Origin of the sequence: Nonomuraea sp. CA-141351 (assembly GCF_050944675.1) — a bacterium.
Classification (GTDB): domain Bacteria; phylum Actinomycetota; class Actinomycetes; order Streptosporangiales; family Streptosporangiaceae; genus Nonomuraea.
In genome coordinates this window covers 232,089-244,959 of record NZ_CP191982.1, presented here as the reverse complement: position 1 = coordinate 244,959, position 12,871 = coordinate 232,089, and the positions used below count along the sequence as shown (strand labels likewise).

Annotated in this window: 15 protein-coding genes and 2 tRNA genes; 6 read left to right on the top strand and 11 right to left on the bottom strand. The window is 67.6% G+C overall.

Going from position 1 to position 12,871, the window contains the following annotated elements:
• Positions 1-55: 55 nt before the first annotated feature.
• A tRNA-Ser gene (locus ACQPWU_RS01260) sits at positions 56-145 on the bottom strand.
• A 184-nt stretch (positions 146-329) separates the two neighbouring features.
• On the bottom strand, positions 330-893 hold the full coding sequence (locus ACQPWU_RS01255; RefSeq protein ID WP_360687921.1) for a YceI family protein: 564 nt from the start codon (positions 891-893) through the stop codon (positions 330-332).
• A gap of 126 nt (positions 894-1,019) precedes the next feature.
• Between ACQPWU_RS01255 and ACQPWU_RS01250 the strand changes: the two genes are divergently transcribed.
• Entirely contained in the window at positions 1,020-1,496 is a 477-nt protein-coding gene (locus ACQPWU_RS01250) for a MarR family winged helix-turn-helix transcriptional regulator (protein ID WP_433436271.1), read from the top strand.
• Here ACQPWU_RS01250 and ACQPWU_RS01245 read toward each other — a convergent pair whose 3' ends face one another.
• On the bottom strand, positions 1,497-1,994 hold the full coding sequence (locus ACQPWU_RS01245; protein ID WP_433436269.1) for a SigE family RNA polymerase sigma factor: 498 nt from the start codon (positions 1,992-1,994) through the stop codon (positions 1,497-1,499).
• A 217-nt stretch (positions 1,995-2,211) separates the two neighbouring features.
• Here ACQPWU_RS01245 and ACQPWU_RS01240 point away from each other — a divergent pair, with 217 nt between their 5' ends.
• Entirely contained in the window at positions 2,212-3,156 is a 945-nt protein-coding gene (locus ACQPWU_RS01240; protein ID WP_433436267.1) for a hypothetical protein, read from the top strand.
• Positions 3,157-3,163: 7 nt separating this feature from the next.
• Positions 3,164-3,955, top strand: coding sequence for a MauE/DoxX family redox-associated membrane protein (locus ACQPWU_RS01235; RefSeq protein WP_433436265.1), 792 nt, complete (start codon positions 3,164-3,166; stop codon positions 3,953-3,955).
• 103 nt (positions 3,956-4,058) lie between these two features.
• On the opposite strand, the gene ACQPWU_RS01230 is transcribed toward ACQPWU_RS01235, so the two are convergent.
• The gene (locus ACQPWU_RS01230) at positions 4,059-5,240 is read right to left on the bottom strand and encodes an ATP-binding protein (RefSeq protein ID WP_360687933.1); all 1,182 of its coding nucleotides are present in this window, start codon (positions 5,238-5,240) and stop codon (positions 4,059-4,061) included.
• A gap of 332 nt (positions 5,241-5,572) precedes the next feature.
• Here ACQPWU_RS01230 and ACQPWU_RS01225 point away from each other — a divergent pair, with 332 nt between their 5' ends.
• Positions 5,573-6,031, top strand: coding sequence for a MaoC family dehydratase (locus tag ACQPWU_RS01225; RefSeq protein ID WP_433436263.1), 459 nt, complete (start codon positions 5,573-5,575; stop codon positions 6,029-6,031).
• 132 nt (positions 6,032-6,163) lie between these two features.
• On the opposite strand, the gene ACQPWU_RS01220 is transcribed toward ACQPWU_RS01225, so the two are convergent.
• Genes ACQPWU_RS01220 through ACQPWU_RS01195 form a run of 6 tightly spaced genes read right to left on the bottom strand, consistent with a single transcriptional unit; the run spans position 6,164 to position 10,966 of the window.
• Positions 6,164-6,442, bottom strand: coding sequence for a hypothetical protein (locus tag ACQPWU_RS01220; RefSeq protein ID WP_433436261.1), 279 nt, complete (start codon positions 6,440-6,442; stop codon positions 6,164-6,166).
• The gene (locus tag ACQPWU_RS01215) at positions 6,439-7,941 is read right to left on the bottom strand and encodes a radical SAM protein (RefSeq protein ID WP_433436259.1); all 1,503 of its coding nucleotides are present in this window, start codon (positions 7,939-7,941) and stop codon (positions 6,439-6,441) included. Before ACQPWU_RS01215 ends, ACQPWU_RS01220 begins: the two co-directional genes overlap by 4 nt.
• Positions 7,938-8,669: a prolipoprotein diacylglyceryl transferase gene (locus tag ACQPWU_RS01210; protein WP_433436257.1), complete on the bottom strand. Its 732-nt coding sequence runs from the start codon at positions 8,667-8,669 to the stop codon at positions 7,938-7,940. The genes ACQPWU_RS01215 and ACQPWU_RS01210 overlap by 4 nt, the downstream gene beginning before the upstream one ends.
• A gap of 1 nt (position 8,670) precedes the next feature.
• A complete protein-coding gene (locus ACQPWU_RS01205; RefSeq protein WP_433436255.1) occupies positions 8,671-9,075 on the bottom strand; it encodes a hypothetical protein in 405 nt (134 codons plus the stop codon).
• Positions 9,076-9,093: 18 nt separating this feature from the next.
• Complete coding sequence (locus tag ACQPWU_RS01200) at positions 9,094-9,726, bottom strand: response regulator (protein WP_433436253.1); 633 nt, start codon at positions 9,724-9,726, stop codon at positions 9,094-9,096.
• Between the two features lie 4 nt (positions 9,727-9,730).
• A complete protein-coding gene (locus ACQPWU_RS01195; protein WP_433436251.1) occupies positions 9,731-10,966 on the bottom strand; it encodes a sensor histidine kinase in 1,236 nt (411 codons plus the stop codon).
• Positions 10,967-11,308: 342 nt separating this feature from the next.
• On the opposite strand from ACQPWU_RS01195, the gene ACQPWU_RS01190 reads away from it, so the two are divergent.
• Both ACQPWU_RS01190 and ACQPWU_RS01185 read left to right on the top strand, forming a co-directional pair.
• Positions 11,309-11,381 (top strand) — tRNA-Arg (locus tag ACQPWU_RS01190).
• Between the two features lie 361 nt (positions 11,382-11,742).
• The gene (locus tag ACQPWU_RS01185) at positions 11,743-12,255 is read left to right on the top strand and encodes a topology modulation protein (protein WP_433436249.1); all 513 of its coding nucleotides are present in this window, start codon (positions 11,743-11,745) and stop codon (positions 12,253-12,255) included.
• A gap of 163 nt (positions 12,256-12,418) precedes the next feature.
• Here the strand turns inward: ACQPWU_RS01185 and ACQPWU_RS01180 are convergent, their stop codons facing one another.
• Entirely contained in the window at positions 12,419-12,868 is a 450-nt protein-coding gene (locus ACQPWU_RS01180) for a DUF1931 family protein (protein ID WP_433436247.1), read from the bottom strand.
• Between the last annotated feature and the right edge of the window lie 3 nt (positions 12,869-12,871).

Genomic DNA, 12,871 nt, shown 5'->3' with positions numbered 1-12,871 from the left:
CCCATAGAAGATCGAAAGGCCCTCCCCCGGAGATCGGGAGAGGGCCTTCTACCTGCGGAGGATCGGGGATTTGAACCCCGGATGGGCGGTAAACCCAAACCGCATTAGCAGTGCGGCGCCATAGACCTGACTAGGCGAATCCTCCTGGAAGCCATCGCGGCTCAGCACAGCGTACCGGCCTTCGGGCGAGGCGGCAAAGCGATTGCTCCCCCGCCCTTCACCAAGAGTTATCAACAGCCTGTGGGTAACTGCCTGTGGATGAAGCCCGCCCAGAGCGTGGACGGGCTTCGGGGTTGTGGATAACGTCCATCGAACGCCGGTGTTCCGGGTTACGCGGCCGGGTTCGCCTCGCCCTCGATCTCGATCTTGACCTTCTTGCCCACCAGGACGCCGCCGGTCTCCAGGGCCTGGTTCCAGGTCAGGCCGAAGTCCTCGCGGTCGAACTCCGTGGTGATGGAGAAGCCCCAGACCGAGCCGCCCCACGGGTTGGTGCCCGCGCCGCCGTACTCGACCGTGAGCTCGACCTCCTTGGTCACGTCACGGATGGTCAGGTCGCCGACGACGGTGAACTCGTCGCCCGAGTGGCTGACCACGCGCGCGTTCCCGAAGGTGATCTGCGGGAACTTCTCCGCGGACAGGAAGTCGTCGCTGCGCAGGTGGCCGTCGCGGTCGGCCATGCCCGTGTCGATGCTGCCGGTCTCGATGGTGAGCTCGGCGGTGGACTCCAGCGGGTTCTCGGCGATCGTGACCGAGCCGCTGAAGGCGCCGAAGTGACCGCGGACCTTGCTGACCATCATGTGCTTGACCATGAAACCGATGCGGGTGTGGGCAACGTCCAGGTTGTAGGTCCCGGCGGCGGGGACGGTCAAGGACTCCCAGGTACGGGTGGTCATGGGGTTCTCCTCAAGGGATAGTTGCTGTGCGGATGTCTGCGGCAACAAATTTCTACACGAGGAATATTCCTCCAGTCAACTATCGTCGGCTACGCTATGGACGTGATGAATTTTGACGACCCTCGCTTGACGGCCGTTGGACTGCTGGCGGAGGCGCACGCCGGGCTGATGGCCAGGTTCCAGCCGGTGCTCGGCGCCGCGGGGTTGTCTGAGATCGATTTCGAGACCGTCATCAGGCTGGCCCGTTCGCCGGGGCAGCGGCTGCGGATGAGCGATCTGGCCGCGCAGACCGAGCTGTCGACGAGCGGGGTGACCAGGGTCGTCGACCGGCTGGAGCGGGAGGGACTGGTGACCAGGCAGGCGTGCGCCAGCGACCGGCGGGCCTCCTACGCAGTGCTCACCGAGGCCGGGCGGGCACGACTGGAGTCCGTGGTGCCGCAGCACTTGAAGGACATCGAAGACTGGTTCACCGGGTTGCTGAGCGCGGACGAGCTGGAGGCGTTCCTGGCCACGTTGCGGAAGATCAGGGACGTCGTACGACCCTGCGCCACCGCCGGCGCCCATGAGCCACATCAGGCGGAAGCCGCAGGCCAGGGCTCATAATCAGGAAGGGCGTCGTCCCAGTGCGTTCCTGAGCTTGGCCATGGCCCGCGACACCGTGCTCTTGACCGTGCCCACGCTGATCCCCAGCGTCCTCGCGATCTCCGGCTCGGTCATGTCCTCGTAGTACCGCAGCACGATCGCCGCCCGCATCCGCTCAGGCAGCTCGCCCAAGGCCTGCTCGAGCTGCTCGTGCACGTCCCCCTGCGGCTCTTCCGGAGAGGTGCCCACCTCGGGCAACTCGTCCGACGGGTACTCCTCCAGCTTGCGCCGCCGCCACTGCGAGATGTTGATGTTCACCATGGCCCGCCGCACATAGCCGTCCAGCGCCCCCCTGTCCTCGATCCGGTCCCAGGCCAGGTACGTCTTGGTCAGCGCGTTCTGCAGCAGATCCTCCGCGTCCAGCGGATGACCGGTGAGCTGGTGGGCGGTGCGCAGCAGGGCGGGACCGCGCGCCCTCACGTACTCGCGGAACTCGTCTTCCCAGCTGGTGGTCTGCATCGTGGCCAGAATCGCAGCCTGATGCCCTTTTGAGCCTGAACCAGAATTCAGGTTTCGGTCCGCCAACGACAAAGGTCGGTCAAGGTCGGTGGCGGTTTGTTCGTCGCCGGGTGTCAACTCACTTCCCCGGGGATGCGTATTTTGATCCCATCTGCGCCGGTACGGTGTGAGCTACGCCCAAGTCGTGTGAATCTAGTACCCGACGAGGGAGGGGCCGATGGGGTATCCGAGCGTTGAGCGCCGCAGGGTGCTCGCCGCGGCCGCGCTCGGTCGCGACTCCGGCGTTCCAGGCCCCGACCCGGACAACGGAGAGCCCTTACGCGCCGTCGCCGGCGAGATCCTGGACGTCAGCCCGCACCTGATCATCATCGAGACCCCCGCGGGCGCCGAGGAACGGCTCGTGATCGCCCCCTGGGCCACCGCCTGGCACGGGCAGGACGTCGCCCCCGCCGATCTCCCCGGGGGCTCCATGGTCACGATGCGGACGCGCGCGGGGCGCGTCGTCGAGCGGATCTGGGCCGACACCACCCGCATCACCGGAACGATCCTGTCGATCAGCGGACGCAGGGACCTGACGGTCGAGCTGGACTGCGGGCCCCACCGCGGCCATCGGACGATCACCATCCCCTACCGGGCGTCGGGGCGGCTGCAGGTGCGGCATCCCATGTTCGAGCCCGGGTACCTGTTCGACGCGATCGGGATCAGGAAGGAGGGGGCGGGCCTGGCCCTGCTGCCCGCGGCCTCGCAGCCGCCGTACCCGGCCCGCGCCGTGCCCGCCCCGCCGCCCGCGTACGCCGGGCTGCAGTCCCGCATCTCGGGCCCCGCGACCTGGTCGGACACGTTCGACCAGGAAGAGCGGGGCGCCGCGTACCCGATGCTGGAGCGACAGGACACCGGCTGCCCGGATGCCGGGGTGTCATGCACGGGGCTGCCGTACCTCGCGGTCGGGTCATTGCTGCAGGTCAGGAACCTGTGCTCGCAGCGGAACGCCAACGTCCCCGTGGTGGCGTGCGGATGCGTGGCCGGGCGTTTCTGCGACCGCTGCGTCGAGTGCGACACCTCGCCGCGCGGCCGGATCGTGGAGCTGTCGCCGTTCTCCTATGTGGAACTCGGCGGTGACTTGGTCAAAGGGTGCTTCAACGCTCAGATCGGATTGGGGTGACGCGGGCGTGCTCGAATCGCAGCTGCCGCTTCTGATCGTGCTGCTCCTCGCGGGCACGGTGGCCAAGGTGAGCACCGTACGCTCCGGGGGTGAACCTGGCGCGCTGTCCAGGCTCGGGCCCGCGGTCCTGGTGCCGGGCCGCATGCAGGCCCCCGCGCTGCTGATCTGCGCGAGTGGCGAGGTGACGCTGGCCACGGGGCTGCTGGTCACCACGCATCCGATCTTCAGGTGGGGTACGGTCGCCTTCTTCGCCATGTCCACGTACGTGCTGCTGGAGCTGCGCAGGCGGCGGCCGGACGCGGGCTGCGGCTGCTTCGGCGAGGTGAGCTCCGCGCCGGTCGGATTGCGCTCGATCGGCAGGACGATCGCCCTGACCGGGATGGCCGGGGTGTCGGTGTGGGCGCCGGTGCCGGGGTGGGCGGCCATGATGCACCCTTCCTGGCTGACGGCCGCGGGAGTCGTTGTGCTCGCGCTCCTCTCCCCCGAGCTCGAGGAACTGATCGATCGCGTACGGTTCCGCGCCCCCTGCGAGCAGCGCCGCGGCCCCGCCGAGTCGGCCACGCTCGCGCGCCTCAGGGCGAGCGGCACCTGGCGGGCCCACGAGGGCGAGCTGACCTCGGCCGAGCCGTACGACACCTGGCGCGAGCTGTGCTGGCGCTTCTTCGCCTTCCAGAACCGCGACCAGGACGACGTCGTCTTCGCCGTCTACCTCAGCGGCCGGCGCCCGGCGGTGCGGATGGCCGTGGTCAGCGGGGAGGGCAGCGGATCTCTGCCGGAATATACGCCAGTATCGGCCTGACGCTATAAAGCGTTAGATTCCGCTCGACAGGCACGACGATATAGCTCTATTGGGCTGTCTAGCTTCCCCACTAGACAGCCCAATAGAGGTCTAGGGGCGCGACTCAGACCGGCTGAGCGCGCAGGAACTTCCCGAAGTGCGGCACGGTGAACGCGATCAGACCACGCTCGGCGCTGTAGATGAGCCCTTTCTTGATGAGGCTGTCACGGGCCGGCGAGAGGCTGGACGGCTTTCGCCCGAGGGCGTCGGCCACCTCCGCGGTGGCGACCGGCTCGTCGCCGATCTGGGCCATGGCGTGCATGTAGTCGCGTTCGGCCGGGGTGGCCCGCTCGTAGCGGCTGCCGAAGAACCCGACCGCGAGCTCCTCCTCAGCCTCCGGCGCGGAGACCTTGACGTCGTCGAGGGTGATCGGGCTGCGCGGGGCGAGATCCCAGGCGACCTTGCCGTACGCCTGCACGAAGTAGGGATAGCCGTCGGCCGCCTCATAGAGGGCGTCGAGGGCATCCGGGGTGAACTCCACCTCTTCCTCGCGCGCCGGCAGGATCAGCGCGAGATCGGCCGCCTCCCGGTCGAGCTTGTCGATGCGCGCGTAGCGGAAAAGCCGCTCGGAATAGCTCTTGCTGGCCGACAGCACGCTCGGCAGGTGCGGCAGCCCGGCGCCCACGACGATCAGCGGCCCGCCCGACTGCGACAGCTCGTGGCAGGCGGCGCAGAGCGCGGAGACGTCGGCGGGCTGCACGTCCTGCATTTCGTCGATGAACAGCGCGATGCCCACCGCCAGGTCGGTGGCCACACTCGCCGCGTCGACGAAAAGCTCGGTGAGGTCGATCTCCAGGTCGCCGGAGTCGGCGCGCCCGCGACTGGCCGGCACCTCGATGCCGGGCGACCAGTGCGAGGTGCCCTTGGCCGCCGCCGGATCCCGCATGGCGAACGCCTTCAGCACCCCGAGGAACTCCTCGATGCGCTCGGGCGCGCGGTGGCGTGGGGCCAGCTCGCGGATGGCCATGTGCAGCGCGGCCGCCACGGGACGCCTGATCGACTGGTCGGGCCGGGCCTCGATCTTGCCCGTGCCCCACAGCCGCTGCATGGCCATGGACTTGAACGTGTTGAGCAGGACGGTCTTGCCGACGCCCCGCAGGCCGGTGACGACCATGCTGCGCTCGGGACGGCCACGGGCCACCCGCTCCAGCACGACTTCGAACTGCTGCAGCTCACGGTCACGCCCGGCGAGCTCCGGCGGACGCTGTCCGGCGCCGGGGGCGTAGGGGTTTCGCACAGGGTCCACGCTCTCGGACTTTATTGCCGGATATAGCGGCCGTCTTAGATTTGGGAAGAAAGTGCTACGGCGTGTCCGAGCAGGGGCGGTTGCGAGCACCGTCATCGGACACACCCCCTCTCACCAGGCCGAACCCTTGTTCGATTGCGGTACCTAGAACTGTAGCGCGGACTCGAACACCTATGCGATGGTTTCGAGTAAAGATCTTTGCAACAGGCCGAGCATCCTCGCGCGCATCGGTGTTGTGGGGTTCGAGGATTCGTCCGCGCGCGGGGCGCCGACCCTCGACCGCGGGTGCTGAACTTGGCAGCCGTCCCGCCCGCGCAATAGCGTTCGGATTCATGCGGACCTTCGCGAATGTTCAGGAGCTCAAGGCGGCCGTCGGCGAGAAGTTCGGCCCGACCGAGTGGCGCACCGTCACCCAGGACCAGGTCAACCTCTTCGCCGACGCCACCGACGACCACCAGTGGATCCACGTTGACGTGGAGCGGGCCAAGGAGGGGCCGTTCGGGGGCACGATCGCCCACGGCTACCTGAGCCTTTCGCTGCTGCCGTCGTTCATGTTCGAGCTGGTCAAGGTCGAGGGCATCGCGATGGGGGTCAACTACGGCCTCAACAAGGTCCGCTTCCCCCGGCCGATCCCCGTCGGCGCGCGGATCAGGGCCGTGGGCGAGCTGCTCGACGTCAAGGGCACGCCGGCCGGCTACCTGTCCAGCCTGAAGATGACGATCGAGGTCGAGGGCGAGAAGCGGCCGTCCTGCGTCGCCGAGACGCTCAGCCTGTACGTCCCCGCCGAATAGGCCGTCAACAGTAACGCGCCCTCGCCGATCCCTGGGTTCGTGGATGATTTCGACGAGTTCGTCCGAGCCCGGGGCGGTGGCAGGGTTCGGCGAGCGGATCCCCGGCACGCGCGTGGACTGTCCTTCTGGCTGTCAGAGGATGATCGCCACCACCGCCACGACGGCGAGGAGCCCGAGGTAGGCCAGGACGAGCCGGGTGTCCCTGAGCAGGCACTTGCTCCGGGTCAGCCCGGCTCGCCGCGCCTTCCAGTAACCGGCGAACCCCAGCACCGCGAACCCCAGCACCGCCCACGGCCCGAGCAGCCAGGCAAGTAGCGCGACGGTCGCGTACACGCACAACCGGAGCGGATCATACGGCTGGGCCTTCGCCGGGCCACCGCCAGCAGCCGGAGCGGATCCCGGCGCCGTCACGACGCCACCACCGACAGCCGCTGCCTGGAGAGCTGCGGCCAGGCCTGCACGGCGCAGAACGGCGCGCACTGGTCCTGCTCGGCCCGCGTCCCCACGTGCACGCAGCACTGCGTGAGCCGTTCCTCGATCATGGTGGAGATGTCCATGAACGGCTTGACAGTGATGCGCACCACCCGCTCCCCCAGCATTCTGCGCAGCTTCTTCCGCCGGACCGTCAGGGCGAGCAGCGTGGACATGCCGAGGTCGCAGTTCTCGCAGATGGTCCGCCACACGTCGCCGATCTGGGGATGCGACAACGACGACTGCTCCGACAGCAGACCGAGAAGGGACTCCTGTACGGCCAGGCGCAGCTCGCGCGGGAGCTCGGTGTCGGCGATGCGGTTGGAGACCAGGCCGAGGTTCTCCTTGAGGCGGTCGTGCCCGATCAGCGCAGTGAGCGAGCGCCACCTACTCGAGTCGTCGCGGAGGAGGTAGCCGACCGAGCAGCAGTGAGGGTGGGAGCAGGGCAGGGCGGTCAGGTCGCGCCAGGTCACGAGGCCTTCGGTCTGGGGGCCGAGGCGCTTGAGCACGCCGGTGTGCGTGAGCCTGTTCGTGGGGTCGACGGCGCCCGATCTGCCCGACGCGAACTGGGGCTGGATCGACACTCCTCCGACGTACGGGGTGTCGAGGGCGAGCCGTACGACTTCGCCGATCTCGCCGTCGTTGACCCCCAGCGCGGCGGTCATGACGAGGGTGGTGAAGATCTCACGCTCGGACAGCGCACTGATCGCCTGGGCCTTGACGCGGGTGAGGTCGCCTCCCCTGTGGTGTTTCGAGGCCTCGGCCGACGGGCCGTCGTACTGGAGGTAGACCTCCACCCGCTCCCTGTGTCCCGTGAGGAGGTCGAGGAGGGAGTCGTCCCTGGCTATGAGCACGCCGTTGGTGTTGATCAGGATGCGGGTGATCGGGCGCGCTTCGAGCTCGGTGAGGAGGGTTTTGAGCTCGGGATGGAGCGTGGGCTCGCCGCCGCTCAGCATGAGGACGTCGAGCTTGCCGTTCTCTCTTTCGAGGCGCTGGTCGACGTTCGCGAGGATGTCTTGTACGGGGACGATGCCGGTCAGGTCAGGGGAGCTGTCGGCGAAGCAGGTGGGGCAGCGGAGGTTGCAGGCTTCGGCTATGTCTTCCAGGAGGATGCAGGTGTGCTGGGTCTGCATCTCGGGGAGGCCGTGGAGGTAGGCGGAGGGTATCGGACGGAAGTTCCCGGAAATATCGGGTACGTGCTGCTTTGTCGGGGCGGTCCACTCTTCGAGATATTTCAGGATTTCTGGGTCTTCGTCGTACAACGTCCGGATTAGGCCGTGCTCGCGGCAGCCGCGCTCCAGCCACACCTTGCCGTCGCGCTCGGCCAGGTAGCCGCTCAGCCGTTCGACCCTGTCGAGTTCCTGACCGTGGCAGTGAGGGCAGAACGCGTTGACGTACCTGTGGATGCGATCGCCCCGCAAACCCATGCCTGCGCTCATGTCGTGACCTTTCGCTCGAAGAGGGGGTCGTAGTAGCCGCGCCGCCAGCCGTACCCGAGCCTGATGGCGAGCAGCAGCAGGCTCGGGATCAGGAACCACTGGGGCCTGGTCAGGTCGAGCCAGACCGTCTCATTCGCCCTGGTGAACTCCACGAAGAAGCGGAAGGCGGCGTACGCGGCCAAGTAGAGCGTGAACAGCTCGCCCGGCTGGATCAGCCGCTTGCGCGCCCACTGGAGTACGGCGAACGCCACCAGCTGGAAGACGATCTCGTAGACGAACGACGGATGCATGGCCTGGCCGGTGAGACAGCCGGGGCACTCGGGGGTGGTCGGGGGCGCGTGTACTCCCCACGGCAGATCGGTCGGCCTGCCCGGCGCCTCTGTCAGGTGACACCCGATCCTGCCGACCGCCATTCCGAGCGCGACCGCCGGGGCGAACAGGTCGCCCGTCCGCTCCTTGTAGCCGACGATCCTCTTGGCCACCAGCACACCCACGTACGCGCCGGTCAGGCCGCCGAGGATGCTGCGGGAGCCGTACAGCCAGAGGTCCTGCAGGTCGAGCGTCTCTAGCCAGCCCGCCAGCCGCATCCCGATGGCTCCCCCGACCAGGGCTCCGGCGACCGCCGTCAACGACTGCTCGTTGAGCGCGCCCCTCCTCCTCGCCTCCCGTACGAAGACGACGGAGGCCACGAGTACGCCCAGGCCGACGAAGATCTCGTGGTAGGGCATGTCAGCCGTACAGGCCCGGGTTGAGACCTGTGCAGTAGCCGGCGGACACGATGGACCAGAGGGCCCACCCGATCATGAGGCCGAGGCCGATGCCTTTGGTCCACGGCCTGCGTACGAAGAGCAGGCCGATGCCCGCGCCGAGACCGATTAGGGCGAGCACGACCGTGCCGGCGATCAGGTAAGGGGTGGCGTTGGCGTCGTCGGAGCCCATGCCGACGACCACGAGGACTCCGATGACGACGTTGAGGACGCTGTAGATGGCCAGGCCGGCGAACATCAACGCGATCAGCACGCCGGTGGAGGCGGGCGGCACCTGAGATGGCGGTACCCAGCCCGCCTGCCCTTCAGACGAGCCTTCCTGAGGCGGGGTGGGCTCTCCCGGCTGCGGGGGCGGCGGCGTGCTCACAACGCCCAGACTAAGCCTCTAGATCCCTTCTCCCGAGTAGTAAATCGCGGCCTGCACCCGGCTCTTCAACCCCAGCTTGTTCAGCACCCGGCTGACATGTGTCTTCGTCGTGGCCTCCGCCATATCGAGCTCCCTGGCGATCTCGGCATTGGACAGCCCCCGCCCGATGCACGCCAGCACCTCCCGTTCGCGAGGGGTCAGGCTCCCCGGATCGGCCGCCGGCTCCCTGCGCGGTAGTTGCCCGGCGAACGCCGCGATCAACTTGCGCGTAACCCCGGGTGAGATCAGTCCCTCTCCACGCGCCACCAACCGGACGGCCTCGATCAGCGAGTCGGCGTCCGTGTTCTTCAGCAAGAATCCGGCGGCTCCCGCCCGCAGCGCTCCGAAAACATATTCATCGAGGTCGAACGTGGTAAGGATCAGCACCTCACTGATGCCCGCCAACTCCCGGGTCGCGGAAATGCCGTCGAGGCGCGGCATGCGCACATCCATCAACACCACATCGGGCCGCATCTCCCGGGCCATGGTCACGGCCTGCTCCCCGTCCCCCGCCTCACCGACGACCTCGATATCGCCGGCCCCCTCCAGGATCAGCACGATCCCCACTCGGACGGCCGCATGATCGTCGGCAACCAGCACCCTGATGGTCATCGGCTCACGCCCCCTCCGGCCGTACTTCCAGAACGGACAGGGACCGTTCTCCTTCCCCACGAAAGCCCGGCACCAGATCCCGATCGGAGCCACCGACCGGCACGGCCTGATCATCGGCGGTGGGAAGCGCGGCCACCACCCGCCACACATCACCGTCGCCCGAAGACCCGGCCTCAAAAGATCCGCCGACCAACAAAGCCCGCTCCCGCATGCCGATCAGCCCGGCTCCGGCCCCGGGCAACCGCGCCCCACGCCCGCCGACCGCGTTCTCGACACTCACCAGGACCCGCCCCACCTCGTACGAAATGACGACCCGAACAGGCGAGTCGCCATGCTTGAGCGCGTTGGTGAGCGCCTCCTGCAGAATCCGATAACCGGCCAGATCAACAGAGGCGGGCAATTCCCGAAGCGCGCCAAGAACCCGCAGTTCGGCGACCAGTCCGGCGCGTGTGACCCTCTCCACCAATGTCTCCGCATCGGCCAGCCGAGGCCGAGTGGCTTCCGCGGGATCGTCACCCTCCTGACGCAGCAGCCCGATCATGGTTCGCATCTCGGCCAGCCCTTTCACGCTGTTCTCCCGTACGGACTCCATGACCTTCCGGACCGTCGCAGCATCCAGATCCTTGCGAGAAAGGGCGGCGGTGGACTGAATGGCGATGGCGCTGAAATGGTTCGCGATCATGTCGTGCAGCTCACGCGCCATCCGCGTGCGCTCGGCCGCGACGGCCGCCTGCCGATCGAGCTCGGCCAAATGAGCCACCTGCTCGGCGCGTACCCGCTCCACCGCGGCCCGATCCCGCTGCTCCCGCAGAACCAGCGCAGTGGTAACGGGGACGACCAGCACCAGCCCCGCCTGCACCCCCGTGACGGCGAGCATCCACCAGTCCTCGGCAAAGACCCCGGCCACGGCCCCGGCCGCAATCGCCAGCGCGGCGGTAATGAAGAGCAACCACCGAGCGAACCGAGCCGGCCCATAAAGCGCGGCCGCATAGAGGTTGTCGGTGAAAATCAAGACCGTCGCCAGCGACGGCCCCACAAAGGCGTCGATCGCGACCCCGGCAACCCCCAGCCCCAGCGAAGCCAGTGGCGCCCGCTGCCGCACCACAACCCCGGCACAGGTGATCGCCAGCGGCACGCACAAGACCCAGGTGGGCGCCCCACGTTGCAGAAAGGCCCCGCCCGCGATGAGCACCATCCCCATCGCGAAGGCCGCCCCAGCTCCCAGCGCCTCCCGCTTCATGCCCCCATCTCACCACCCCGCCCGGCCACTTCCCTCCTGCGAGGGACCCGCCTGTGGATACACCCTTCGATGTATCCACAACCCCCGTTTCCCCAGCGGACCAAAACCGGACTACTCGCTCGTCCCGGGCCTCGCGTACGGGACCTCCTCCACCCTCCCACCGGCCGTGACCCACCTCACCTGGCAGCCACGCCACGCCGACTGTGTGTCCGGCCCGCTCAAGACACCCATGACCACCCTCTCCCTGCCCCTCAACCACGCTGGACGGAGCGGACGAGCCCAAGATTGCGGTATCTGGTTCGAGGCACTCCCCAAAACCCGCTATGCTTGCTAACGCAGCAAGCGGCCGTAGCTCAATGGATAGAGCATCTGACTACGGATCAGAAGGTTACGGGTTCGACTCCTGTCGGCCGCGCACAGTTTGACCTGGGAGTTCCTTGATCTAAAGGGGCTCCCTGAGTCGTTTCTAGGGGTGTGCTGTAGCAGCGCCGGTTCGTTCACTGAGGTTCCCCCCGTTCGTAGTTGTCTCTTCGCTTCGTAGATGCCGGGCGATGTACTCGTCCACGGCCTTCGAGATGAGCCACGATCGACTCCGGTCCTCTCGCTCGCCAATGGCGTCGAGCCCCCGCCTTCTGCTCATCCGTCAGCCGGACAGTGGTCGGCTTGTTCGACACGACTACATCCGCCAGTTCCAGACGTTGGAGACAGTCCTGGACGCGTTCGACATCCTCCGCCCCCATACAGCTTGGAGGTGCGGATGAATATCGTGGAGCACCATGCAGATGAACCGGATCGCCATCGTCGGATCCGGCGGGAGCGGCAAATCCCACGTTGCCTGCGAACTGGGCCGGCTGCTCGAGGCGCCGGTCACCCATCTCGACGCGGTCTACTACGACGACGAATGGAACCCGCTGCCGCCGGAGAAGTTCGAGGCAGCCCAACGGGACTTGGTCGCGGCGCCGCGCTGGGTGATCGACGGCAACTACAACTCCTCGCTGCACGTCCGGCTGGAGGCGTGCGACACCGTGGTGATGATGGACGTGCCCACCTGGGCAGCCCTGTGGGGGATCTTCTCCCGCCAGCTCCAGCACGGCGCCGGGCAGCACGCCTCCGGCGTCTACAACCGCATCCACCGGGGTGTGATCACCTACGTGGCCACCTATCGGCGACGCATGCGGCCCAAAGTGCTGGCGAAGATCGACGAGCTTGCGGCGGGCAAGCAGGTGGTGGTCCTGACGAGCCGCGCCAAGACGCGTCGCTGGCTGGAGCAGGTGGCCGCCGGCCGCTGACCCGCCGTGACGGCGTGGACGGGTGGCGCCCATGACGTCGCTTCTGATGGCATGCGGGTTGCTTCCCAAGGTTGGGCGGCCGGATAGCGGCCCGCGTCGGTCGAAGTCGTGGCTAGAGCGGTAGGAGCCGGTGAAGGTGGTGCCACTGCACAGCCCGCGTTGATCACAACAGCAGGTTGAAGAGCCTGGTCAGCCGCTCCCACTGCTCGCTGGCCGGGTTCTTCAGCGTGGGATAGACGATGGTGAACGCCTTGCCGAGCACCATGGAGAGTCCCCCCGCCACGGCCGACAGCCGCGACTCGGTCTCCTCGCTGAGGGACAGGTCGAGTGGCGGCAGCGCCCGGAGCTCCGTCAGGATCGGGGCCAGATCCAGCTCCTCGTTCAGGTCCCGGAAGTCGTGCATGTTCTCCTGCAGCCCCTTGGTGATGGGCAGGTCCCAGAACTCGATGATGTCGCGCCTGTTCGACTTCGCCGCGGCCTCGGCGACGACGAGCATGTCGTACAGCTTCCGGTTGATGAAGTCGCTGTAGCGCTTGAGGTCGGACTTGTCCACGTCGAGTCCTGCGGCGGCGCGGAAGAAGTGCTCGAACCTGGAAATCGCGATCATCGGCATCCG